Genomic DNA, 24,870 nt, shown 5'->3' with positions numbered 1-24,870 from the left:
CCGGCCCTTATGGACCGCGATGACCGTCAGACCAGCGCAACCTGACAGCAGGTTCGCGCCCGCTGACCGGATTGGCAAAGTGAAATCCCACGGGTGCAATACGCGGGAATGGCGCGAATGTCTCGCCGCGCAAGGGGGCATCGGGAGCAAATTCGGCAATCACATCATCAGACACGCCAAAGCGTGCGCTGCCCGCCGGATCGATACCGGTCCAGCCGCTGGCGTAATCGGCCAGCCAGACATAATCGAGGTCCATCCCGTGGATGCGCCAGATGCCACCTTCCTTGACCACCTGGTTCTCGTAGATCCCGGCAATCCAGCTGCCCGGGCCGCTGGCGGACGAATTCATCTGCATCAGCCGCGTGCGCACCATCGCGCGCTGACCGCCGTCCATGACAGTCACATAAGGCTGGGTCTTCTGGTGAATCGCCTGCATGGCATCGTTCGGCCCGCCTTCGCCGTAACGCTGGATCAGGCTGGCGAGCACGCGATCGCGGCCGATGAAGGTGCCGATGTAGGACAGCTCCTTCCACCCGTCGCGGGCAAATATGGCGGCGGTGTCCCGCCAGGCAAACTGATCGATGTAATAGCCATAGGCGTTGGAGACATTCTCCGCCCCGTCAAACGCCTCGGCCATCGCCAGCGCGCCGGGAACGGGGGCAACCACGGCTTCGCGCGCCGAAGGTGCGATCAGCGACAGGCTGGAGGGCATGACCACGGTGGGCGCGGCATCGAAGCCGACCTCCCGCTCGCGCGCGCTGTCCGGCTCTCCGCCTGCGGGAACGGGCAGCGATGCTGGCAGCGGATGCGCCCATCCATCCTGATAGGTTGATCGCATCAGCGGCACGCGCTGCATGGCGGCGATGCGCCATATGCCATCCTCTGCGCGCACAAGGCGGAAATCCACCAGTGCGGCGGACCAGTATCCGGTGCCGCCGTGCTGGCCTTCCATCCCCAGTTCCACCACGTTGACGATCACGGAATTGCCGTCCGCCCCCACATTGACCAGCGGCATCAGCAAGGGGTGATCGTTCATCTCACCTTCGTCCAGGCCCGGCGTCCCGAAGCGGCTGAGTAAGCGGCGCGCACCGTCTGGCCCGCTCCACACGCCCTGCCCCTGCACGCGGATGCTGGCACCGGGTGCGAACAGCTCCGCCGCATCATCAAACATGCCGCGATCGAGGTAATAGCCAAAGGCAGCAACAAGGTTCTGTGCCCGGCTTGCCCCCAGAAGCAGGCTCGCCCGCGTATCGATCTCGGCCTGGGTCTGGGGCCGACTCGCCCGCCTTTGCGGAATGACCACGCCGGCCTGATCGGGCGTATAATGATAGGGCGCGCGCACCAGAGTTGCCGCATCATGGCTCCAGCCATCGGCATAAGGTCCGGCAAATTGCGGGAAATAGCGCATTTCGGCGATGCGCCAGCCGTCATCTGTCAGGCGATACTGGACAACATGGGTGCCGCCCGCCCAATCGGCGGAGACCCCGGCCTGCGCCATCATCGCCACTTCGTGCCAGCGTCCGGTGGCAGATCGCCCATCGGCGGCCAGCGTAATCACCGGGCTGATGAACAGGCGCAGATTCATGCGGCCCACCGCCATGCCGTCCGCGCCGCCGCCCTGATTATCACGCAAATGGGCAATTATGGCGCTGCGCCCGCGCACTTCCCCGGCATTCCATTGCAGCACCGCATCATCGGTGAACAAGGCGCCGATATTCTCCCACCGGCCGCCGATGGCCAGATGGCCCAGTGCGGCCTGCACCCGCTTGATCTCGCGCACGGAGGTGAGGTCTTCCGCCTGCGCGGTTTGTACCGCCAGATCCTGCGCAGCGGCGGTTTGCGGGGCCAGCAGCAAGGCTGCCATCGCCAGAGCCAGCCAGCGGATCACCACCATGCCTCAAGCGTCCCAGCACAGACAATTTGCATCCAGACCCTCCCGCCAATCGCCACCCCGACCCTGGCGCAGACCCTAGCGGTTGCACTGATCAGGACAACTGCTCAATTGCCCAAAGCTTGCCCCGCCGCGCTGCGCGCCCTAGCCTGCGCATCATGGCAAAACCCGCAATTTCTCAGGATGACAGCTGGACCTCCACCGGGCTTGGCCAGCGGGAGGCGATCAGCGCGTGGCGTGACTGGGCCGCCAGCACCATCGCCCCCATCGAAGTGGAGGTGTTCGATGCAGACGCCTTTGCCGCGCGCTGGATCAGCCACGGAATCGGCCAGCTGCGGTTGCTGCACCTGTATGCCCCGGCGCAGCGGGTGACGCATATCGGCGCGCATCACACCACCATGCGCGCCACACCCTCGATCCAGCTGGTTTATGCGCGCGACGGCGTGCTGAAGACCAATATGGCCGGTCGCGTGTTCGATGTGGAGCCCGGCCAGTTCGTGATGCTGGACAACACCCGCTTCTACCAGATGGAAATGGCCACCGAGCATGAGGCGGTGGATTTGATGATGCCGCAGGGCTGGCTGGACAAGTACCTGCCCGATCCCACCGGCCTGCTGGCGCGGCCCATGTCTGCACGCAAGGGCTGGGGTGCGCCGCTGGGCGCGCTGCTGGAGACGATCCTTGATGGCGGGCTGGACGATTCTCCGCTGCCCCGCCCGCTGATTGCCGAGCAGTTCGGCAATTTGCTGGCGCTGGCCACCGGAGTGGAGCTGGGCGATGAAACCCGCAACCAGCACGGGCGCCACCGCGGCCAGCTGGCCAGCCGCATCCTGCGGCGGATCGAGGACGATTACTCCGATCCCGACCTCTCGCCGGAAATGGTGGCCGAGCAGGTGGGCATTTCCAAACGCTATCTGCAGACGCTGCTGGCAGGCAGCAGCACCAGCTTTGTGCAGGAACTCAACGCCACCAGGCTGGACCGGGCAAGCGAGTTGCTGTGCGATCCGCGCGCGGGCAATCTGTCGATCGCCGATATCGCCTTTCGCACCGGCTTCCTCGATCCGGGATATTTCACCCGCCTGTTCCGCAAACGCTATGGCGTCACCCCGCGTGAATGGCGCGCAGGAAACGCTCCGCGCAGCTGATCATATCCGGGCTGGAACGCCGGAATTTGGCCCGGCCCTATGGAATGGCAATCGGGTCCGTCGAATTCCAGAAGCGCGGAGTTGCCAGTGGCATGGTGCGGAAAAAGGCGTTGATCGACCGGATCTGTCCGCCCCATATCTTGAACGCCTCATACGTCACCAGCGCATTGCCATCGCCATAGGAATTGGTGAAGCCAAAGTTCATCCACAGCACCACCACGCCGTTCTCCTCATCCACCGCAGCCACGCTGGGGATGATATCGGGATGCAGCATGATGCGCTGGGCATACATGCCGCAATCTGCGCGTCCGCAGCCCGGCCCGGCAGTGATCACCCCGTTTTCCACGCGGTAGGTTTGCGCCGCAAAGGGCGTGCCGCCGTCGGTGAAATTGCCGATCCTGAGCCCTTCGGTATAGGTCAGCGCCGTTCGGATCATGGATTCGCGCGATTGCCTTTGTGCGGCTGGCACCGGATCATTCATCCCCCGGATCGGCGCGCCAAGCTGTGTCGGCTGCCACGGCGAATCCGGTGCAATACGCTGGATCAGCGTTTCGATGCCGGCAATCCGGCTGTCCTCCACATGCAGGACAAGTGAATAGAGCACCGGGATGTCGCCTTCGCGAAGCTCCACATGCGCGGCGGCGATCTGCCTTGCGCTGTCTATGTAATCCTGCCGAAAGCCGCCCTTGGCCGTGACCGTTTCCCACAAGCCCTGACCAATTTCGATTTCGTACGAATCCTCGGTAAAACGCACATGCTCGGGCAAAGGCAGATTTGCCGGATCATGCGCAACCAGGGCATCGATATAGGCGGTGATCATCCCAGAAAGACATTGCCTGTCACAGTCGTGAGCGGTGGCGGCCTGAGCGGCGGGGGCCTGAGCGGAGGCGGCCTGCGGCAGCAGGGCAAGCAGCATCAATGCACCGGCAGCGGCGCAGGCCCTGGCGTGAATCGCGCGAAAAAACTCTGCCATTATCCCCTCCATACCCGGCCAATGCCCGTTGCAGGCGCTCGGGACTGGCTTGATAGGTGCACCCCGCAGCAGCGCAGGACAAGCCCCGATCCCCCGCAGGGAACTACATCATCGGAGCCAGCGCGCTGCCGACATGTTCAAGCGTGCCCAGCCCCAGCACCAGCCGTCCGGCCATCAGCGATGCCAGGATGATCAGCACCACCGTCCAGGTGGCGAAGATGCCGCCAGTCATGCGCCAGCTCTTGGGCGGCAGGCCCTGAAACAGGAAGGTGGCGATGCCCGCCACGTTCACGCACACCAGGTTGATGGTGAACAGGAACAGCGCATTGCCGCTCGCCACCGGATATCCGGCGCCAAGGTAAATGCCCGAAGCGGCCAGCGGCGGCACCAGCGCGACGGCGATCATCACCCCCACCAGCGTGAGCGAGGCAGCGCGGCTGAACGCCAGCACGCCCGCCATTCCGCAAGCCAGCGCCAGCGCAATATCGGCAGGCTGCACCAGCGTGCGGTTGTGCAATTCGGGCACCAGCGGATCGATCTCCACCATCATGCCCACTGCGACCCCGGCCAGCACGGCAACGATGCTGCCCACTGTCAGCGTGATCGCGGCCTCGCGGCCCAGCTTTCCATTGCCCACCGTTGCCGCCAGCGCCACACCCATTGTCGGGCCCAGCAGCGGGGCGATGATCATGGCGCCGATCACCACCGCGGTCTGTCCGCTGCGCATGCCCAGCCCGGCAATCACCGCAGACAGCAATACCGTGAGCAGGAAGCTGGGGGTGATGTGGAGGCTTTCCTCGATATCGTCATACAGCTCGTCGGTGCTGATGCGGTCACGGGTAAGAAAACGCTCCAGCCGCGTGGGTGGTGGCCTGTCGCGAAGATCGATCAGTTCCGTTTCGGCGGATTCGATCACGGGAGGAATGGCCGCCTCTATCTGAGAGACAAGCGCGGTGAAGCCCTCCAGCTCGGCAAATTCGCTCTCAAGGTCTTCCAGCAGGCGTTCGGTATAGCGTTGCTGGACCAGGCAGGAGTACTTCTCCTGATTGCCCGGCACGCTTTCACGCCAGAAGCGGCGCGCATGGCGGGCGAGCACGATCTCCAGCCGATCGGCATGGGTATCGGGCAGATAGACTTCCACCAGGCGTGCCGACATCGTGTGCTACCTCACCCGGCGAGTTACTGGACTGGCGGCATCTGGGCGAAGGTGGCGATGCCCGCCGGCGGCTGGTCCCACGCCGACGCCTGGCTGCAGAACACCGCCATGGCCGGTTCAACGGCAGAGGAATCGTCCAGCGTGCCAGCGCGCACGATGCGTATGTCACCCATCACATGCGGATGGCTGAACAGCGTGCTGCCGCATTCGGCGCAGAAAATCCGGTCAATATTGCCGCCACTGCCGCCAATGGACTGGAACACTCTTGTCGGTCCTGAAAAACTGATCGCAGCAGCCGGCACGGCGACGGCGGTCAGGTGGCCGCTGCCCGATTCCTTCTGGCAGTCGGTGCAATAGCAGCTGCCCGCCCACTCGACTTCGCCAGAAATCGCATAGCGCGACCTTGCACAAAGGCATCCGCCTTCAAGTGTCATGAGACCTTCCCCGCTTGTTCAAACAGTCGCCAGCCAGCCTGATCGCGCGGGCCGCCAAAAACAAGCGATTTGATCCTGCCTATTCACTCACGTCCTGCAACCGCCTGAGGCGCGGGGACACCATCGGCACGGTCAGCATGGTGCTGGCCACCGCCATCAGCAGCAGCGCGGTGAAGGTCTGCGAAGTGATGATCGCCTTGTCGAGCAGGACATTGGCAAAAATGATCATGATCAGCGCCTTGGTCTGCAACAGCCAGCCGATCAGCGATGCCTCCCCCTTGCGCCAGCCGAGCAGGCGCCCGGCCATATGTACGCCCACCAGCTTGCCCGCCACTGATGCCGCCAGCAGCAGGCCGGCCACGGCGAAAACTGCCAGACCGCCGCCGCTCCAGTCCGTTCTGAGGCCGGTGGACAGGAAAAACACCGGCATCACCGTAAGCAGTACAATCTCGCGGAAGGAGTCGAGCTTCTGGCGCGAAAACCAGCCGGTATCGAGCACGCAGCCGGCCAGAAAGGCACCGACCATGAAGTGCAGCCCGGCCCAGTCCGCCGCCAGACCGCAGCCTGCCAGCCACACCAGACCCACATACCAGCGATCGGTTTCCGCCAGTCTGCGCATGGCCTTGCGCACGGCCCGGGCCGCCAGCGCGAATGCCAGCAGGAACGCGCCCTGCCGCGCGATCCGCTCCACATCCAGCAGGATGATAGCCAGCACCCCCCAGATCGCCAGATCATCCAGACTGGCATAGCGCAGCAGGCGCTGGCCCAGCGGCTGGTGGAAAATGCCCAGCTTCTCCATCAGCAGGACCAGGATCGGCAAGGCGGTGACCGCGCAGGCCATGCCAATGCCCAGCACGCCCTGCGCAAGCGAGCCTTGCGGCCCCAGCCAGCCCGGTGTGGCAAGCACCAGCGCACCTGCCGCCGCGCCAAATGCCAGCGGCGTTGCCAGCGCCAGCGAGGCGGTGATCGCGGATTCCCGGCGGTTGGCCCAGGCCGCACTCAGATCCAGTTCCACACCCGCCACGAACACGAACATCATCACCGCCCACCACGCAATACCGTTCAGTGCACCGATCACATCGGGGGTGAAGATGGCGGAATAATAGGCTGGCCAGACTGCCCCCAGCACGCCCGGCCCCAGCACGATGCCGCCAATTATCTGCACCACCACCAGCGGAGCATAGTAATCCGTGCGCAGCCCTCGCCATATGGCAAAGGGCACGGTGAAGATCAGCAGCAGGGCGACGAGGAAGGTCTCACTTGTCGTGGGCATGATTTGGCAGCAGGTCTCCAGCGTTGGCATGCCGCGAATCAGGCAGCCCCCCGGATGATGAGATGCGCCTGAACCGGCAGCTTGGAAAGTGGCCTCTCGCGCGCTTGTCTCACATGCAACCAAGACAAATTACCCTGCGCTTTTATCCTAATTGATATGCGCAAGAATCCTTGGGGTTTAACCCCGCAGTGCTGTATCACCGTTTCAAATGACGATCAGCCTTTGAGCACTTCGGGTCGAAAAGTGCGCAAAGTTAAGCCTCGGAGAGGAGGCCTGGGCGCGCCGCCACTGTCCACAAGAGGCAGGGCGGCGCCCCTAAATTGCTTGAGAGGATATCCATGAGCGATACGAAAAAGGGCTTCCCGCTTCCCAGTTCGCTGGAAGTGGTGCCGGGCACTGAGCAGGCGCAGGCCGCATACCCCTATTACACCCATTTCGTGCCGGAGGATGACAGCAAGTTCTGGTTCTACAACTCCATGCATTTTCCCGAGCCGATGCATCATTTCGACATGATCACGGCAGAGGCCGCCTATGTCGCGATGGGCGCGTTCAACACCCGCGTGCATGTGCTGCCCACGGCCAAGGGCATTGAACACCGCGTCATCAACGGCCGCGTGTTCATCGGCGGCGTGGCGGTGACCGATCCGGCCGAGATCGAGGAGCGCATTGGCGAATTCCAGAAGCGCGCCTTCTATTATTACGAAAACTGGGAAGACCTGTACGCCCAGTGGAAAGACAAGATGAAGGCGCTGATCGCCGATGCGCAGGCGCTGCCCACCCCGTCCCTGCCCGATTATGAGCCGATCGAAACGACCCATACCGGCAAGGGCGTGGCCGCCAGTCATGATCTGCTGGTGATCTACCAGAAGCAGATCGAAGGGTACCACCGGATGTGGCACCACCACTTCGAATTCCTGCTGCTGGGCTATGGCGCCTACATGACCTTTTTCGATTTCTGCAAGAAGGCCTTCCCGGAGATTTCCGACCAGGCGATCAGCCGCATGGTGGCGGGCATGGAAGCCGAGATCTTCCGCCCGGACGAGGAAGTGAAGCGCCTCGCCCGCAGCGCGGTGGAACTGGGCGTGGATGCGCATTTCGTCGACAATGCCGATATCGAAAAGGTGCTGACAGACCTCGACGCGCTGGGTGAGAAAGGCCAGGCATGGCTGGCCGAGCTGGAGACCAGCCGCAACCCGTGGTTCAACGTCAGCAGCGGCGATGGCTTCTACCATTATCACCGCAGCTGGAATGATGACCTGTCGCTGCCCTTCGCCGCCTTCCCCGGCTATATCGAGAAGATCAAGGCCGGCATGAACCTGGAACGCCCGACCGCGCAGCTGATCGAAGAGCGTGAACAGCTGGTGATCGATTACCGCGAACTGCTGGACACAGAGGAAGACAAGGCCACCTATGACCAGCTGATCAGTCTGGCGCACCGCGTGTTCCCATACGTCGAAGGCCACAAGTTCTATTGCGAGCACTGGTACACCAACCTGTTCTTCAACAAGATCCGGGAGTTTGGCCGGTTGCTGCTGGCACATGGCTTCTTCGGTGACGACGGGGTGGAGGAGGACGTGTTCCACCTCACCCAATATGAGCTGGAAAGCGCGATCATCGACCTGATGCTCGCGTGGGGCATCGGCGCCGAAGCGCGCGGCCCCAAGCACTGGCCTGCACTGGTGGCCCAGCGCCGGGCGGCGATTGAGGAATGGGGCAAGCATGACTGCCCGCCTGCCCTTGGCGCCGTTCCCGATGCGATCGACGATCCGGCCATCAACATGCTGTGGGGCATCACCCGCGAAAATCTCGACAAATGGCTCGACGACGGAACCGAGAACGAGAAGGAACTGAAAGGCTTTGCCGCCTGTTCGGGCGTGGTCGAAGGCACCGCGCGCGTGGTCAAGTCCGTGGCCGAGATGGGCCGCATCCAGCAGGGCGATATCCTGGTGTGCCAGGTTACCAACCCCACCTGGTCGCCGATCTTCCAGAAGATTGGCGCGGCGGTATCGGACATTGGCGGATCGATGAGCCACATGGCCATCGTGGCGCGCGAATATGGCCTGCCCGCCGTTGTCGGCACGGGCAAGGCGACCAAGCTGATCAAGGACGGCATGCGCATCCGCGTGGATGGCGGCCGCGGCACCGTGACCATCCTCGATGATCTGGACGCGGATGCAGAAAAACTGCTCGAGGAAGTCTGAGCCAATGACCCCTGCTGTTGCATGGTTTGCCGATGTCGGCATTGCCGATCGCCCGACCGTGGGCGGAAAGGGCGGCTCTCTGGGTGAGCTGACGCAGGCCGGCATTGCCGTGCCGCCCGGTTTCGTGGTCACCACCAGCGCGTTCGAGACATTCCTCGCCGCACTGGAAGCGCGCGAGGACGTGCGCGGGCAGGTCGAAGCGCTCGACCCCAATGACCTGGGCGCGGCCACCCGCCTGTCCGAACAATTGCGCGCCCGCGTGATGAACGAACCCATGCCGCCAGCGGTGGAACAGGCGATCATGTCGGCGATGGACGAGCTGTGCCCGGACGGCCAGCCGGTCGCCGTGCGATCCTCCGCCACCACTGAAGACGCCGACGATGCCAGCTTTGCCGGCCTGCAGGACACATTCCTGTGGGTGCTGACCGCGCAGGACATGGCGATGAAGGTGCGCGAATGCTGGGGCAGTCTCTATTCGGTCGAGAGCATGATCTATCGCCGCAAGCAGGACTTTCCCGAGGATGGCGTGGCGATGGCCGTGGTCATCCAGCAGATGGTCGATGCGCGCTGTGCCGGGGTGATGTTCACCCGCAGCCCGACCACCGGCGACAAGTCCGTGATCACCATCGAAGGCGCATGGGGGCTTGGCTCCTCTGTCGTCTCAGGCGAGGTAACGCCGGACAAATGGGTGGTCGGCAAGATCACCGGAGAGATTTCCGCGCGCGATATCTCGGACAAGCACGCCAAGCAGGTGCCCGCACCGGGCGGCGGCATTGTCGAGATTGAGCTGGAAGGCGATGAACGCACCACACCCTGCCTGACAGACGAAGACCTGATGGGCCTGCGCGAAGTGGGCCGCAAGGTGGAGCGGCATTACGGCAAGGCGCAGGATATCGAATGGGCGCTGGACAAGGACGGCAACATATTGCTGCTCCAGTCGCGGCCCGAAACCGTGTGGTCGGCCAAGGACGTGGCATCGGTGACCAAGCCGGTCGATAACCCACTGGCGCATGTGATGAACATCTTCGGGGGCAGGAAGTGAGCCGCCTTACCGGCAAGGACATTGCCGAGATTGCTGCGCTGCTGGACGAAAGCCACTTCCGTTCGCTCGATCTGCAGATGGGCGAATTTCGCCTGCGTATTCGCCGCGATGGCGGCGGCGGATGGAGCGGCGGCGATGATGAAGAGATTGAGGATGAGGCCCCGCCCGCCAGGTCTGGCCGTGCACCCTCACGCAATGCAGCACCGGCACCAGCACCCGCTCCCGCACCTTCCGCCAGCAGCGGCCCCGGTGCCGGAGAAGTCGACGTGGTCGCGCCGCTGTTGGGCAATTTCTACCTCACCCCGCGACCGGGCGAACCGCCCTTTGTCCAGCTTGGCGACAGCGTCAGCGAGGATACAACCATCGCCATTATCGAGGTGATGAAGCTGATGAATCCGATCCGCGCCGGCGTTTCCGGCACTGTCACCGCGATCCTGGCCGAGAACGGCAAGCCGGTGGAAGAAGGCCAGCCGCTGGTCCGCGTGAAAGTGGGCGGCTGATGGCCAATATCCAGATCGTCGAGACAAGCCTGCGTGATGGCAATCAGTGCCTGTGGGGGGCGCTCGGCGTCGATACCGCCAAGACGCTGACCGTGGCGCCTGCGATGGAGCGCGCGGGCTACAAGGCAATCGATTTCACCACCTCCACCCACATGGGCGTGGCGGTGCGCTACAAGCAGGAAGACCCGTGGGAGCGCATTCGCTCCATGGCGGCGATCTGCAAGGACACGCCGCTGCAGTTCCTGTCCACCGGCTTCCGCTTCATCGCGTGGGAAACCGCCACGCCCGATTTCATGGAGCTGGCATTCAGGACGCTGGCCACCAACGGCATCCGCCGTTTCGCGCTGGCCGATCCGATGAATGACGCCAGCAGCAATGTGGAAGTGGCGAAGCTGGTCAAGCGCGCTGGCGGAGAGCAGGTGGTGGGCGCGCTGGTGTTCTCCATCAGCCCGATCCACGACGATGCCCATTATGCCGAGGCCGCGCGGATCATGGCCGCCAGCCCGGACATTGACGCGCTGTATATCAAGGACCCCGGCGGCCTGCTGACCCCCAAGCGCGCACAGACACTGATCCCCGCCATCATGGCCCAGATCGGCGACAAGGCGCTGGAACTGCACAATCACTGCACCATCGGCCAGGCCGAACCGGCCTGTCTGGAAGCTGCGGAACTGGGCGTTACCGCCGTGCAATGCGCCAGCGGCGGCGCAGCGGATGGCACCAGCAATCCGCCGATCATGCGCATGATCGCCAATCTGCGGGCACAGGGCCACACCGTCGATATCGATGACGAGGCCGCACAGGAAGTCGCCGATTTCTGGACTGCCATGGCCGAGGCCGAGGGGCTTCCCACCGGCAGCCCGATGGCGTTCGATGCCGCCTATTACAAACACAACCTGCCCGGCGGAATGGTCGGCACCATGCGCCGCCATCTGGCAGACCAGCGCGCGAGCCATCTGGAAGGCGCAGTGATCGAGGAAATCGGCCGCGTGCGTGAGGAACTGGGCTGGCCCATCGTGATGACCCCCTTTGCCCAGATGCTGCAGACGCAGGCGGTGATGAACGTGACCGGCAAGGAACGCTGGGCGATCATCCCGGATGAGATCATCCGCTTCGCCATCGGCAAGTTTGGCCGCCCCAATGCTCCGGTCGATCAGGCGGTGATGGACCGCATCATGGCCAATCCGCGAACGAAGGAATTGCAGGCCGAAACCGGCATGGCCGACCTGCCCGAACTGCGCCGCAGGATCGGATCGAACCTGTCTGACGAGGAATTCCTGCTGCGCGCCACCATGCCCGTCGATCTGGTCGATGCAATGCAGGCCGCCGGTCCCGCTCGCCAAGAATATGATCCCGATACGGTGGCGGTGATGGAGCTTGTCCGCACTATCCTGGCCCGCCGCGATGTCGATCAGTTCAGCGTCGAAAAAGACGATTTCAAACTGGAAGTTTCTGCATGAGCGTTCGCACACCCAAAGGCTTCATGTTCGATCTGGACGGAACGCTGATCCTGTCCAACCGCAAGCTGGGCAGTTATGACGCGATTGAAGGCGCGGCTGAGGCTCTGCAGGAGCTGGACCGGCTGGGCATTCCGTGGCTCGCGCTGACCAATGGCAGCGCCTATGCCGCGCGCGTACAGGGCCCGCGCCTGCGCGATGCGGGCGTTCCCGTGCCGGACGAAAAGCTGTTCACCCCCAACTCCGTGGCCGCGCGCGTGATTGCGGACCGGGGCTATGACAATGTGCTGGTGCTGGGCACGCAGGGCGTGGTCGATGCGCTGTCCGAAATGGCCATCAACTGCTGCCTGCCGGGCGATGCGGCGGCGGATTATGCCGATGCGGTCTATGTCGCCTGGCATCCCGAATGCGTGATGGACCATATCCACATCGCCTGCAGCCGGGTGCTGGATGGCGCAGCGTTCCTGTCCGCTTCCGACGTGCCGTATTTCGCCACCAAGGAAGGCCGCAGCTTCGGCTATAGCTGCGCCATCAACGGGGCGATTTCGCGCGTCACCGGGATGGAGCCTGAACCCACTGGCAAGCCCAGCACGCACGCGATGGAGATGATCGCCGAGGTTCTGGGCTGCGCGCAGCAGGACGTGGGCGTGGTGGGAGACGATGCCACCGCCGAAATGCAGATGGCCGTCGCCAGCGGCGCCATCGGCATTGCCGTCACCAGCGGAGCCACCGATGCCGCGCAATGGGCGAGCCAGCCGCCCGAAAAGACCCCAGATCTGGTGATCCCCAACATCAGCGAGTTGGTAAAGGCCTGCGGATTGGGCTAGCCTTCGTCCGAGCTATTCGGGAGAGGCAAACACCATGAAACTCGGACGCCTGAACCATGTCGGCATTGCCGTGCCCGATATGGACGCGGCGATTGCCCATTGGCGGGAGAGCGCGGGTGCCACGCTGACCACGCCCCCGTTCGAAATGCCCGAACAGGGCGTGCTGGTGTGCTTCATGGATACTGCCGAAGGCGCGGCGCAGATGGAACTGCTCAGCCCGCTGGATAAGACATCGCCCATCACCAGTTTCCTCGCCAGGAACCCGCTGGGCGGACAGCATCACATGTGTTTCGAAGTGCCTGATATCGAGGCGGCGCGGACCAATTTCGAAGCGCAGGGCAAGCGCATCCTTGGCCCCACGCGCATTGGCGCGCATGGCACGCCGATCTTCTTCGTCCACCCAAAGGACATGGGCGGCATCCTGACAGAGATCATGGAAACTCCGGGTGATGTTTAATCAATATCGTCACCCTGAACTTGTTTCAGGGTCCATTTCTCCAATTGCGCCGTCTGTTGAAGCGAGCACATGGATGCTGAAACAAGTTCAGCATGACGGGGGAGTTGTTCGTGGCTGACAAATCCGAATGGCAGGCCAAGGCCTCCAAAGAGGTGAAAGGCCGCGACCTCACCTGGCACACGCCCGAAGGCATCGCGATCCAGCCGCTCTACACCGCTGAAGACGCCCCTGCCGATCCCGGCCTGCCGGGCTTCGCGCCCTTCACGCGCGGGCCTTATGCCAGCATGTACACCGGCCGCCCGTGGACGATCCGGCAGTATGCGGGCTTCTCCACCGCCGAGGATTCCAACGCCTTCTACCGCCGCAACCTCGCCGCCGGGCAAAAGGGACTGAGCGTGGCTTTCGACCTCGCCACGCACCGCGGGTATGACTCCGATCATCCGCGCGTTGTCGGCGATGTCGGCAAGGCGGGCGTGGCCATCGATACGGTGGCCGACATGCAGATCCTGTTTGACCAGATCCCGCTCGGTGAAATGAGTGTTTCGATGACAATGAACGGCGCGGTTATCCCGGTCATGGCCTTCTATATCGTGGCGGCGGAACGGCAGGGCGTTTCGCGCGATCAGCTGTCCGGGACGATCCAGAACGACATTCTCAAGGAGTTCATGGTCCGCAACACCTACATCTATCCGCCGCAGCCAAGCATGCGGATTGTGTCGGACATTATCGCCTATTGTTCCGCCGAAATGCCGCGTTTCAACTCGATCTCCATCAGCGGCTATCACATGCATGAAGCGGGTGCGACGGCGGTGCAGGAGCTCGCCTTCACCATCGCCGACGGCAAGGAATATGTGAAACGCGCCGTGGCAGCGGGCCAGCATATCGATGATTTCGCCCCGCGCCTGTCGTTCTTCTTCGGCATAGGCATGAATGTGTTCATGGAGGTCGCCAAGCTGCGCGCTGCACGAACGCTGTGGCATGAGGTGATGGAGGGGCTTGGGGCGCAAAATCCCAAGTCAAAGATGCTGCGCACCCATTGCCAGACGTCCGGCGTGTCGCTGCAGGAGCAGGACCCCTACAACAATGTCATCCGCACCACGGTGGAGGCGATGGCGGCCATCTTGGGCGGCACGCAAAGCCTGCACACCAATGCGCTGGATGAGGCGCTGGCCCTGCCGACCGATTTTTCCGCCCGCATCGCCCGCAACACGCAGCTGGTGCTGGCCGAGGAGACGGGCATCACCAATGTCGTCGATCCGCTGGGCGGCAGCTATTATGTCGAGGCTCTGACAGCGGAACTGGCCGACAAGGCGCGCGAACTGATGGCCGAGGTGGACGCGCTTGGCGGCATGACCGCAGCTGTCGCCAGCGGCATGCCCAAGCGCCGCATCGAAGAAGCCGCTGCCGCCAGGCAGGCGCGCGTGGACCGGGGCGAAGACGTGGTGGTGGGGGTGAACAAATATCCATCCGAAGACCGCTCCCGCATCGACACGCTCGACATTGATAATCACGCCGTGCGGCTTGGGCAGATCACGCGCCTTGCCAAGGTGCGAAGTGGCCGTGATGAAGCTGCATGCAAGGCGGCCCTGGACGCATTGCGAGAGGGTGCAAGGGGGGACGGCAACCTGCTCGCCCTCGCCGTGGAAGCGGCCCGCGCCGATGCGACACTGGGCGAGATTTCCGCCGCGATGGAGGACGTGTTCGGCCGCTATGGCACAACCCCCACACCCGTCACCGGCGTCTATAAGCAGGCCTATGCCGGCGATGCCCGCTATGCGCAGGTGATCGCCGGAGTAGAGGCAGTGACCGCCCGCCTTGGCCGCAAACCGCGCCTGCTGGTGGCCAAGATGGGGCAGGATGGGCACGATCGCGGCGCCAATGTCATCGCCGGGGCCTTTGCCGGAATGGGCTTTGACGTCACCAGCGGGCCGCTGTTCCAGACACCGCAAGAAACCGCTACAATGGCGCTGGAACTGGACGTGGATGCGGTCGGCGCAAGCTCGCTGGCGGCTGGTCACAAGACGCTCGTGCCCGAACTGATCCAGCATCTTCGCGAAGCAGGCCGCGCCGATATCAAGGTGGTGGCAGGTGGCGTTATTCCGCCGCAAGACTATGATTTCCTGCGCGAAGCAGGTGTGCAGGGCATTTACGGCCCCGGCTCCAACGTGGTCGAATGCGCAGCCGATATGCTTCGCCTGCTGGGGCATAATATGCCGCCGATTGAGGACCCTGAATGACCCAAATCCGCACCGACTGGACCCGCGAGGAAATCGCCGCGCTGTTTGACCTGCCGTTCACTGAACTGGTCTTCCGCGCCGCCGAAACGCACCGCCTGCACCATGCCGCAGACGAGGTGCAATTGTGCACTCTGCTGTCGATCAAGACCGGCGGTTGCCCGGAAGACTGCGGCTATTGCAGCCAAAGCGTGAAGGCTGACAGCGGCGTTGAGGCGACCAAGCTGATGGACGTGCAACAAGTCCTCCAGCGCGCCGCGCAGGCCAAGGATGCGGGCAGCCAGCGCTTCTGCATGGGCGCGGCATGGCGCAATCCCAAGGACCGCGACATGCCCGCGATTGTGCAGATCGTGGCCGGTGTGCGCGCCATGGGGCTGGAAACCTGCATGACGCTGGGCATGTTGACGCCCCAACAGGCCGATATGCTGGCCGAGGCGGGCCTCGATTACTACAACCACAATATCGACACCGGGCCGGAATATTACGAACGGGTTATCACCACGCGCAATTATCAGGACCGGCTGGATACGCTGGGTAACGTCCGCCAATCGGGCATCAACGTCTGTTCGGGCGGCATCGTCGGCATGGGCGAAACGCGCAGCGATCGGGTGGGCTTCGTCCACACGCTGGCAACCTTGGAGCGGCATCCCGAAAGCGTGCCGGTCAATGCGCTGGTGCCGGTAAAAGGCACGGTGCTGGGCGATATGCTGGCGGATACACCGCTGGCGAAAATCGACGATATCGAATTCATCCGCACCATCGCCGTGGCGCGCATCTGCATGCCGCTAAGCATGGTGCGCCTGTCTGCAGGCCGCGAGTCCATGAGCGAGGCCACGCAGGCCATGTGTTTCATGGCTGGGGCGAACTCGATCTTCACCGGCGACAAGCTCCTCACCGCGCCCAATGCGGGCGATGATGAGGATGCGGCGATGTTTGCGCGGCTGGGGTTAACGCCGATGCAGGGCGCGGAACCGATGCGGGCGTGCAAAATGGCGGCGGCGGAATGAGAACGCAGGCGACATTGCTGGTGCTCGCCGCCGCATTTTCCCTGCTTCCTGCCAGCGCTTCCGGGCAAGTTGCGGATGACGCGATCACGCAGTTCGAAACGCTGGAGGATGCCATGGCGCAGCCGGGCCTTTCGCGCACCCAGCGCTTCGCAGCGGGCGATAAGTGGTGCCACGGCCCGGCATATCCCGGCGAGTTGACGTGCTCCCAGCAGCTTGCCGCGCTGGCTGAAGGCGAGCTTGAGACGACATGGGACCAGTCGGTGCTGATTGCCGACGTTGCTGACAGTTACCTGCGCGATGAGTGCACACGCGAAGACAGCACCACCGGCTGCAATATCCCGGCCTTGATGGACCTGCTCACCTTGTCGCAAGAGGCATGGCGGGATTATGCCGCCGCCCAGTGCGAAGCCGAAGCGCACAGGGGGCGTGGCGGCTGGGGTGGAACTGCCGACCGCAATTTCTGCAGCGCGCGTCTTGCCGCCGTGCGGGCTGACGAAATTGAGGATATGATGCGCTTCTATCGTGCCCAGTTCGGGCCAGAACTAGACTTGGGGGAGGAAACTCAATGACCAACCAACGCCTCGAAACACTCACTGTCCACGCTGGCTGCGAGCCTGATCCCACCACCAAGGCGCGGATCACGCCGATCTACCAGACGGCCAGTTACGTGTTCGACGATGCCGAGCATGCGGCCAAGCTGTTCTCGCTGCAGGAATTCGGCAATATCTACACCCGCATCATGAACCCCACCAATGCCGCGCTGGAAGGCAAGATCGCGGCGCTGGAAGGCGGCGTGGGCGCGCTGGGTGTGGCATCGGGCCATGCGGCGCAGTTCATCGCCTTTCACACGCTGATGGAACCGGGCTGCAACATCGTCGCGGCGAAGAAGCTGTACGGCGGATCGCTCAACCAGATTGGCAACAGCTTCCAGAAATTCGGCTGGGAGGCGCGCTTTGTCGATGCCGATAATCTGGCAGAAGTGGCGGCGGCCATTGATGAGAATACCCGCGTGGTGTTCGTCGAAAGCCTCGCCAATCCCGGCGGCGTGGTGACGGATATCGCCGCGCTGGCCAAGGTCGCGCATGAAGCAGGCGTGCCGCTGATGGTGGACAACACCATGGCCAGCCCCGCCCTGTGCCGCCCGATTGAACATGGCGCCGATATTGTCGTTCATTCGACCACCAAATTCCTCAACGGCCATGGCAATTCGGTCGGCGGTCTGATCGTGGATTCGGGCAAGTTTGACTGGGCCGCCAGCGACAAGTTCCCCTCGCTCACCGCACCCAATCCGTCATACCACGGCGCGGTGCTGACCGATGCGCTGGCGCCGGTTGGCCCCATCGCCTTCATCATCGGGTGCCGGGTGCTGGGCCTGCGCGATCTGGGCCCGGCAATGGCTCCGCAAAACGCCTTCCTGACGCTGACCGGCATGGAGACGCTGGCGCTGCGGATGGAGCGGCATTGCAGCAATGCGCTGGCGCTGGCCACATGGCTGAAGGCGCATCCCAAGGTTGGCTGGGTGTCCTATGCCGGCCTGCCGGACGATCCCTATCACGCATTGGCGCAGCAATATCTGGGCGGCCTCGGCGGCGCGGTGTTCACCTTCGGGCTGAAGGGCGGATTTGAGGCAGGCGTCAAGCTGGTCGAAGGCGTGGAGCTGTTCAGCCACCTGGCCAATATCGGCGACACCCGCAGCCTGATCATCCACCCCGCCTCCACCACCCACAGCCAGCTTTCGGCAGAGGAACTGGTTGCGGCTGGTGCGGGTCCGGACGTGGTGCGTGTGTCCGTGGGGATTGAGCATATCGACGATATCATTGCCGATCTGGATGCCGGACTGGCGAAGGTTTGATCACACCCATGTTCGCAATCAATTTTCGTCATGCTGAACTCGTTTCAGCATCCATCCGGCAAGCTGCGGCAACGCATCGATTTGCGAAATGGACCCTGAAACAAGTTCAGGGTGACAGGGAAGGCAGGGTCTGATGTTCACCAAAATCCTGATCGCCAATCGCGGCGAAATCGCCTGCCGGGTTATCACCACTGCGCGGCGCATGGGGATTGCCACGGTGGCGGTCTATTCCGATGCCGATGCGCGCGCGCCATTTGTGCGCATGGCGGATGAGGCGGTGCATATCGGTCCTGCTCCGGCGGCGGAGAGTTATCTGCTGGCGGACAAGATCATCGCAGCCTGCAAGGCAACTGGCGCACAGGCGGTGCATCCCGGCTATGGCTTCCTGTCCGAACGGGCCAGTTTCGTGGAAGCGCTGGAGGCCGAGGGCATCGCCTTTATCGGTCCGCCGGTGAACGCCATTGCGGCGATGGGTGACAAGATTGAATCCAAGCGGCTCGCCGCCAGGGCGGGCGTGAATACCGTTCCCGGCTCTGACGGTGAAATCTCCGATACGGCACATGCTTTGAAAGAAGCAAACCGTATCGGTTATCCGGTGATGATGAAGGCCAGCGCGGGCGGCGGCGGCAAGGGCATGCGGCTGGCGTGGAATGATACGGACGTGGAGGACGGCTTCGAGGCCACCCAGCGAGAGGGGCTTCACAGCTTTGGCGATGAGCGCGTGTTCATTGAGAAATTCATCGAACACCCGCGTCATATCGAAATTCAGGTGCTGGGCGACAAGCACGGCAATATCGTCCATCTGAATGAGCGTGAATGCTCGATCCAGCGCCGCCACCAGAAGGTGGTGGAGGAAGCCCCCTCCCCCTTCGTGACCCCCGAAATGCGCGCCAAGATGGGCGCACAGGCCATCGCGCTGGCGGCGGCGGTGGGGTATCACTCGGCAGGCACGGTGGAGCTGATCGTCAGCGGCGCAGACCCCACGGGCGAGAGCTTCTACTTCCTGGAAATGAACACCCGCCTGCAGGTGGAACACCCCGTGACAGAGGCGACCACCGGCATCGACCTGGTCGAACAGATGATCCGCGTTGCCGCAGGTGAGGCGCTGCCGTTCACGCAAGCCGATATCGGCATTGACGGACACGCCATCGAAACGCGCGTCTATGCCGAGGACCCCTATCGCGGCTTCCTGCCCAGCACCGGGCGGCTGGTGCGCTACAGACCACCGGCAAAGCCGTGGAGCGGGGGCTTGCGCGGGGTGGACAATGTCCGCGTGGATGACGGCGTGGCCGAAGGCGGCGAGGTCTCCATCCATTACGACCCGATGATCGCCAAGCTGATCACCTGGGGCGAAACCCGCGATCAGGCGGCGGACCTGCAGATCCGCGCGCTCGACGATTTCGAGATCGAGGGGCCGGGCCATAACACCGATTTCCTCTCCGCCCTGATGCAGCATCCGCGCTTTCGCAGCGGGGACCTTTCCACCGGCTTCATTGCCGAGGAATATCCCGATGGCTTCTCCGGCGCTCCGGCAGATGAGGAGCGGTGCCGGGTGATCGCTGCCTGCGCGGCGGGCATGGAATTCACCCGCACGGCCCGCGCCGGGCGCACCACTGGCAAGATCGACGGAGCGCCGCCGCTGCCCGCCGACTGGGCGGTGTTCAACAATGGCCAGCAGTTCCATGTGACGCTGGGTGACGGCCATGCGATCGTCGATGGCCACCGGATCGATGGCACATGTTCATGGGCACCGGGCATGCGCCTGGCCGAAGCCACGGGCAGGACCGAGCGGCTGGGGCTGCAAGTCAGCCGCCAGCGCCATCGCTGGACGATCACCACCCACGGCCGCAGGCATCACACGCGTGTGCTGCCCGCAAGGCTGGCCCCGCTGACGCAGCACATGCTGGAAAAGACACCGCCCGATACATCCCGCCTGCTGATCTGCCCGATGCCCGGCCTGCTGATGAAGCTGCATGTGGAACAAGGCGATGAGGTAGCTGCCGGTCAGCCACTGGCAACGATAGAGGCGATGAAGATGGAGAACATCCTGCGCGCCACCAAGGCCGGCACGATTGCCACCGTCAACGCTGCCGAAGGGGACAGCCTGGCGACTGATTTCGTGATCCTGGAGCTGGCATGAGCATGGACTATCTCGCCTATATCGACATGTTCCTGACCGGCGATGACGATGCTCTGGTGGAGCGCTTCTTCGCCGAAGACTGCGCCATGCATTCGGGCAGCGGCGTGCGCAGCGGCAAGCAGGGGATGCGCGAATTCCTGGCCTGGGCGCATGACGGCGTGCGCGAATGTCCGCGCATCCAGCATTATGTGCAGGACGAAAACACCATCTTTGCCGACATCGACATGGATTTCCACGCCACCAGGCACCGCCCGGACTTCCCCTTTGGCGAGATGTTTCCCGGTGACAGCATCACGGTGAAATTCCTCGCCCGCTACGATCTGGATGATGCGGGCAGGATCACCCGATTGACCACCGCCGCATGGCCGCCCGAACAGGGCGTGACCAGATTGGCTCCGCTGGGCGGACACCCCAGCCAGCTGGCGGCCTATGACGCATACGCCGCCGCCTTTTCGGCGGGCGATCCGGCCCGCTACACGCGTTTCTACACCGATGACGTGGTGCTGGAACTCAGCAGCCTGCCGCCGATCCGCGGCGCGCAGGCCATTGCCGATTTCTACAGCGAGATGTTCAAATCGGTGCGCGAGACGCTGACCATCCATTCGCTCGATGCCGATGATGAGCGGTTGATCGTCGATTGCACCAGCCGCTTCACCGCCGTGCAGGACGCGCCCGATTTCGTGGTCGGGGCGCTGGCCAAGGGCGATTACATCGATGTGCGGGTGATCGTGACCTATGCCCTGCGCGAAGGCCGCATCTGCCATATCGGCGTGCAGCGCGGCGGGGAGCCGGTGACTACCCGCGCCTGAGCAATATCTGCTCTGCCCGCGCCAGATCGGCGGGCGTATCGATATCGATGAGCATGGCAGGATCAACTTGCACATGCTCAAGGTCGATCAGACTCGTCAAGAAGGCTGCTGCGCCGCGATCACCGCATGACTTTTCAAGCTGCGGCAAATGGCATTTGTGGAACAACGCGGGCACTCCGGCATAGGTCGAACCAGACACGGTAGCGCTGGTGCCGGGCTGACACGCCAACTCGCGCAAATGTGCAGCGGTAATCAGCGGCATGTCCGCAAGAAGCACCAGCAGATCTCGATCCGCCTTCTGCGCATGGTTTGCCGCCAGAGCCAGCGATGTGCCAAGGCCCGCTTCCGCGCTGTGATTGACGATCAGGCTCCAGCCCGAAGCCAGTGCAAATTGCGGCGGGTCCTCTCCCACCACAATCACGCCTGCGGCAAGCCCCGCCCCTGCAACCGCATCCAGCACCCATTGCCCGACAGGCTTGCCAGCGCACAACGCATCCAGCTTGCCGCCGCCAAAGCGCGTTGCCCCGCCCGCTGCCAGCACGGCGACCAGCGGAGCCGGTTCAGCCACCGCGCGGTGCATGGTGCGGGTGGATCGCCTCATATTCACCCACCACGGAGGCGAGGATGGACAGCGCCAGCGCCACGGGTTCACGGCTGTGCTGGACAATGCCGATCGGGCTGGCGATGCGCGCCATCTGGCCGGGCGCAACGCCGCTGGCCAGCAGGCGCTCGGCCCGCTCCTCGCGCGCGGTCTGACCGCCCTGCGCGCCGATGAAGAAGGCCGGTGTTTGGAGCGCCCATTGCAGGATCGCCTGCTCCCATTCGTGATCGTGGAACAGCAGGATCACCGCGCACCATCTGTCGATGGCGATGCCGCTGGGGGACTTGCCCAGCGAAAGATCGGAAGATCGGCCCTCGCTCCCGTCCTTGCTGTGGGTTTCGACTGCCAGCCCTGCCGTCCGCGCGAGAAGGGCCAGCGCATCGAGTTCCGGCCCCTCGCCAAACAGCGCCAGCCGCAGCGCCGGGACATAATGACGCTGTGCCAGTGCTCCCATCGGCAAGGCCAGCATCGCTGCCTCCCGCCGGTCAAGCTTTGCCACCACATCGCGGCAGGCCGCATGATCGGGAGCGGGATCGACCAGTATGTCGAGGCCACTGCCGCATGGCAGGCGAAAATCGATCATCGGGGAGCCGGCGCCAAAGCGCATTACCCGGCGCTCCCCGCCCTTGGCGATCTCTGCCGCAAGCTGGTTTTCAAGGCAGCCATCGGCCAGGCTGCCAACAACGCTGCCATCAGCGCGCACAGCCAGCTGCGCGCCAAGGCGGCGCGAGAAACTGCCTTCGATATGGGTTATCGTGCACAGACCAACGCCCTGCGCGCACGCGGCGCGCAGGGCGTCATGGTCGTTTCCCAGCGCAGCCGCGCTCAGCACATTACTCGGGCCATTCTTCCCGTGGCAGGCCCATGATCAGCTGCGGTTCTTCGCCGCGCAATTCCTGGAAGGCCACCATCAGGTTGATGAGAGCGCGCGACTTGGGGCTGCCGCCATATTCCAGGCCCGGCAGTGTTTCAGTACCCAGGAAGATGGCGAAGCTTGGGTTGGCAGCCAGCCGGTCGAGCGCTTCACGCTCCGTACCGCCCGATTGCACCGTCTGCTCGGCAATCTGCACCAGCGCACGGTTGAAGGTCACGAAGCTGAGGAATTCAGACGACGTGCTGACGCCGCCATGACCCTGAATCCAGTAATCGACGTTGGGAATGGTGTAATAGGCCGCCGTCACCGAAGTCGGCAGTGCCAGCATGGAGCCGCCGGAGCCGGGATCGATCAGCGGAGACATGTGCCAGGCGTAGATATCGCCCGCCATCACCGTGCGCGCGGCGGGGAAGGCCACGAAGGCATCGCCATCGGTATGGCCCGCGCCGAAGTAATACAGGTCAATCTCGTCAGCGCCTTCACCGATCTTCATGTGGCTGGAGAAGCTGCGATCGACGTTGGACGCGCCAAACGGACCGCCCTCGGCCTCCATCCGCTTTTCCGAATTCACGTGTGCGATGACTTCGATGCCGTCACCGCTCAGTTCGTTGTTGGAACCCATGTGATCGGGGTGCGAATGGGTGTTGATGATCATCGCCAGCGGCTTGTCGGTGATCTTGCGAACCTCGGTCATGATCGCTTCACCGCTGTTGGGCAGCTTGGTATCGATCAGCACGACATCATTGGCGCGTTCGAACACCACCGTGTTGCCGCCGGCGCCGGCGATCTTGTAGACCTTGCCGGCCACATGCTCGATGCCTTCGATGCCGGGCAGGCCCTGCGCAGTTACACCCACTGCCGTCAGGCCGCTCACCACAATGGCCCCAAGGACCGCAATCCGCTTCATCATCCCACTCCCGCAAAAAAGACTCTGTCAACAAACCAATAGGCACCAGCCGCCATTACCGCAAGCGAGCCAATTGTCGCGGTGTGTCGCGCCGCTTTTTCGGATCGGCGGCGCAGCAGCAGCATCAGGCCCGCAACCACCGCCACGATAGCCAGCTGGCCGATTTCCACGCCCAGATTGAAGGAAAACAGCGACCAAGCCAGCGATGCATCGGGCAGGCCGAACTCGCGCAGCACATAGGCAAAGCCGAAACCGTGGATCAGCCCGAAGGCGAAGGCCAGACCCGCACGCAGGTCCCGGCCATCGCCGCGCAGCAGGTTATCCGCCCCCACCACCACGATGCTGAGCGCGATCAGCGGTTCGATGATCCCGGCCGGGATCATCACGATATCCAGCGCCGCGAGGGACAAAGTCACCGAATGGCCGATGGTGAAGCTGGTGACGATGATCGCCAGCCGCCGCCAGCTGCCGCCCAGCAGGATCAGGCCGATGATGAAGAGTACGTGATCCGGCCCGATCATGATGTGGTGAATGCCGGACGGGACGAAGGTGCCCATCACCGCCAGCACACCGGCGCTCGTTCCGGTAAAATAGGTCTGCGGGTCGCTCCCCCGATCAAACAGCCACTGCTGGCGCAGATCGCCATCTTCATAAACATTGACGAAGGTCTGGTGCAGCGGATCGCGCGGGAACAGATTGGCGTCCACTTCCAGCGCGCCGGGTGACGGGGCGGGAATGGTGAAGCGCAGCCTTATGGCATCGTCGCCCGGCAAGGGTTCTGCCGATTGCCACTCCGGCGCGGGCAATTCTCCGGCGCCGATCGAGATCATGCCGTCAAGAACTGATCCGATTTGGCTGTATTGGCTGGACAACACACCCTGGTCGAGCAATATCGCCACTTCGTCCATTTCAAGTTCATGTCCGATGTCGATCAGATGCACTGTCAAAGTGCCTTCGATTTGCTGTTCTTGCAGATCGAGATCGAGATAGCTGAACGGGACCGGATGGGCCTGGACAGTAAAAGGGAAGAACAGCAGGCCAAACAACATAAGCCAGCGCATGCAAATGCGTTGCACGGGCAGGACAGGTG

22 protein-coding genes are annotated in these 24,870 nt (G+C 63.4%); 13 read left to right on the top strand and 9 right to left on the bottom strand.

Translation table 11 applies throughout. From position 1 onward, the window contains the following. Positions 1 to 7: 7 nt before the first annotated feature. Positions 8 to 1,894: a nuclear transport factor 2 family protein gene (locus ABDZ98_RS07115; RefSeq protein WP_160589943.1), complete on the bottom strand. Its 1,887-nt coding sequence runs from the start codon at positions 1,892 to 1,894 to the stop codon at positions 8 to 10. A 155-nt stretch (positions 1,895 to 2,049) separates the two neighbouring features. On the opposite strand from ABDZ98_RS07115, the gene ABDZ98_RS07110 reads away from it, so the two are divergent. Then, positions 2,050 to 3,036: an AraC family transcriptional regulator gene (locus ABDZ98_RS07110; RefSeq protein WP_160589944.1), complete on the top strand. Its 987-nt coding sequence runs from the start codon at positions 2,050 to 2,052 to the stop codon at positions 3,034 to 3,036. 37 nt (positions 3,037 to 3,073) lie between these two features. On the opposite strand, the gene ABDZ98_RS07105 is transcribed toward ABDZ98_RS07110, so the two are convergent. The 4 genes from ABDZ98_RS07105 to ABDZ98_RS07090 all read right to left on the bottom strand — a co-directional run bounded on the left by ABDZ98_RS07105 (position 3,074) and on the right by ABDZ98_RS07090 (position 6,872). Then, complete coding sequence (locus ABDZ98_RS07105; RefSeq protein WP_160589945.1) at positions 3,074 to 4,009, bottom strand: DUF8021 domain-containing protein; 936 nt, start codon at positions 4,007 to 4,009, stop codon at positions 3,074 to 3,076. A gap of 103 nt (positions 4,010 to 4,112) precedes the next feature. Continuing rightward, positions 4,113 to 5,165, bottom strand: coding sequence for a TIGR00341 family protein (locus ABDZ98_RS07100; RefSeq protein ID WP_160589946.1), 1,053 nt, complete (start codon positions 5,163 to 5,165; stop codon positions 4,113 to 4,115). Between the two features lie 23 nt (positions 5,166 to 5,188). Next, a complete protein-coding gene (locus ABDZ98_RS07095; protein ID WP_160589947.1) occupies positions 5,189 to 5,599 on the bottom strand; it encodes a GFA family protein in 411 nt (136 codons plus the stop codon). Positions 5,600 to 5,678: 79 nt separating this feature from the next. After that, the gene (locus ABDZ98_RS07090; protein ID WP_160589948.1) at positions 5,679 to 6,872 is read right to left on the bottom strand and encodes a cation:proton antiporter; all 1,194 of its coding nucleotides are present in this window, start codon (positions 6,870 to 6,872) and stop codon (positions 5,679 to 5,681) included. Positions 6,873 to 7,210: 338 nt separating this feature from the next. Here ABDZ98_RS07090 and ABDZ98_RS07085 point away from each other — a divergent pair, with 338 nt between their 5' ends. From ABDZ98_RS07085 to ABDZ98_RS07030, 12 genes are all read left to right on the top strand, one after another. After that, positions 7,211 to 9,073, top strand: a complete 1,863-nt coding sequence (locus tag ABDZ98_RS07085; RefSeq protein WP_160589949.1) for a PEP-utilizing enzyme — start codon at positions 7,211 to 7,213, stop codon at positions 9,071 to 9,073. Between the two features lie 4 nt (positions 9,074 to 9,077). Continuing rightward, positions 9,078 to 10,115 (top strand): PEP/pyruvate-binding domain-containing protein, encoded by a 1,038-nt coding sequence (locus ABDZ98_RS07080; protein WP_160589950.1) that lies wholly within the window; start codon positions 9,078 to 9,080, stop codon positions 10,113 to 10,115. Continuing rightward, positions 10,112 to 10,615, top strand: coding sequence for a biotin/lipoyl-containing protein (locus tag ABDZ98_RS07075; protein ID WP_160589951.1), 504 nt, complete (start codon positions 10,112 to 10,114; stop codon positions 10,613 to 10,615). Before ABDZ98_RS07080 ends, ABDZ98_RS07075 begins: the two co-directional genes overlap by 4 nt. Then, positions 10,615 to 12,075 carry a biotin carboxyl carrier protein gene (locus ABDZ98_RS07070; protein ID WP_160589952.1) on the top strand — a complete coding sequence of 487 codons (1,461 nt, stop codon included), beginning with the start codon at positions 10,615 to 10,617 and terminating at the stop codon, positions 12,073 to 12,075. Before ABDZ98_RS07075 ends, ABDZ98_RS07070 begins: the two co-directional genes overlap by 1 nt. Next, positions 12,072 to 12,899, top strand: a complete 828-nt coding sequence (locus tag ABDZ98_RS07065; protein WP_160589953.1) for an HAD-IIA family hydrolase — start codon at positions 12,072 to 12,074, stop codon at positions 12,897 to 12,899. Before ABDZ98_RS07070 ends, ABDZ98_RS07065 begins: the two co-directional genes overlap by 4 nt. Positions 12,900 to 12,933: 34 nt before the next feature. Beyond that, positions 12,934 to 13,356, top strand: a complete 423-nt coding sequence (gene mce, locus ABDZ98_RS07060; protein WP_160589954.1) for a methylmalonyl-CoA epimerase — start codon at positions 12,934 to 12,936, stop codon at positions 13,354 to 13,356. A 110-nt stretch (positions 13,357 to 13,466) separates the two neighbouring features. Continuing rightward, entirely contained in the window at positions 13,467 to 15,593 is a 2,127-nt protein-coding gene (scpA, locus tag ABDZ98_RS07055; RefSeq protein WP_337190152.1) for a methylmalonyl-CoA mutase, read from the top strand. Beyond that, positions 15,590 to 16,597 (top strand): biotin synthase BioB, encoded by a 1,008-nt coding sequence (bioB, locus tag ABDZ98_RS07050; RefSeq protein WP_160589956.1) that lies wholly within the window; start codon positions 15,590 to 15,592, stop codon positions 16,595 to 16,597. Before scpA ends, bioB begins: the two co-directional genes overlap by 4 nt. Beyond that, on the top strand, positions 16,594 to 17,166 hold the full coding sequence (locus ABDZ98_RS07045) for a lysozyme inhibitor LprI family protein (protein ID WP_160589957.1): 573 nt from the start codon (positions 16,594 to 16,596) through the stop codon (positions 17,164 to 17,166). Before bioB ends, ABDZ98_RS07045 begins: the two co-directional genes overlap by 4 nt. Then, complete coding sequence (locus tag ABDZ98_RS07040) at positions 17,163 to 18,449, top strand: O-acetylhomoserine aminocarboxypropyltransferase (protein ID WP_160589958.1); 1,287 nt, start codon at positions 17,163 to 17,165, stop codon at positions 18,447 to 18,449. The genes ABDZ98_RS07045 and ABDZ98_RS07040 overlap by 4 nt, the downstream gene beginning before the upstream one ends. Positions 18,450 to 18,582: 133 nt before the next feature. Then, positions 18,583 to 20,589, top strand: a complete 2,007-nt coding sequence (locus tag ABDZ98_RS07035; RefSeq protein ID WP_160589959.1) for an acetyl-CoA carboxylase biotin carboxylase subunit — start codon at positions 18,583 to 18,585, stop codon at positions 20,587 to 20,589. After that, on the top strand, positions 20,586 to 21,398 hold the full coding sequence (locus tag ABDZ98_RS07030) for a nuclear transport factor 2 family protein (RefSeq protein ID WP_160589960.1): 813 nt from the start codon (positions 20,586 to 20,588) through the stop codon (positions 21,396 to 21,398). Before ABDZ98_RS07035 ends, ABDZ98_RS07030 begins: the two co-directional genes overlap by 4 nt. Here the strand turns inward: ABDZ98_RS07030 and ABDZ98_RS07025 are convergent. Genes ABDZ98_RS07025 through ABDZ98_RS07010 form a run of 4 tightly spaced genes read right to left on the bottom strand, consistent with a single transcriptional unit; the run spans position 21,385 to position 24,841 of the window. Next, positions 21,385 to 21,999, bottom strand: coding sequence for a nucleotidyltransferase family protein (locus ABDZ98_RS07025; RefSeq protein ID WP_160589961.1), 615 nt, complete (start codon positions 21,997 to 21,999; stop codon positions 21,385 to 21,387). The two genes, ABDZ98_RS07030 and ABDZ98_RS07025, sit on opposite strands and share 14 nt — an antisense overlap. Next, entirely contained in the window at positions 21,959 to 22,831 is an 873-nt protein-coding gene (locus ABDZ98_RS07020; RefSeq protein WP_160589962.1) for an XdhC family protein, read from the bottom strand. The genes ABDZ98_RS07025 and ABDZ98_RS07020 overlap by 41 nt, the downstream gene beginning before the upstream one ends. 1 nt (position 22,832) lies before the next feature. Then, positions 22,833 to 23,780 (bottom strand): MBL fold metallo-hydrolase, encoded by a 948-nt coding sequence (locus ABDZ98_RS07015; RefSeq protein ID WP_160589963.1) that lies wholly within the window; start codon positions 23,778 to 23,780, stop codon positions 22,833 to 22,835. Continuing rightward, positions 23,780 to 24,841 carry a HupE/UreJ family protein gene (locus tag ABDZ98_RS07010; RefSeq protein ID WP_160589964.1) on the bottom strand — a complete coding sequence of 354 codons (1,062 nt, stop codon included), beginning with the start codon at positions 24,839 to 24,841 and terminating at the stop codon, positions 23,780 to 23,782. Before ABDZ98_RS07010 ends, ABDZ98_RS07015 begins: the two co-directional genes overlap by 1 nt. Positions 24,842 to 24,870 lie beyond the last annotated feature (29 nt).

The organism is Alteraurantiacibacter aestuarii, from assembly GCF_039523595.1.
GTDB classification, from domain to species: Bacteria; Pseudomonadota; Alphaproteobacteria; order Sphingomonadales; family Sphingomonadaceae; genus Alteraurantiacibacter; species Alteraurantiacibacter aestuarii.
The sequence above is the reverse complement of the archived record's forward strand: the minus strand, read 5'-3'. Positions and strand labels throughout refer to the sequence as shown.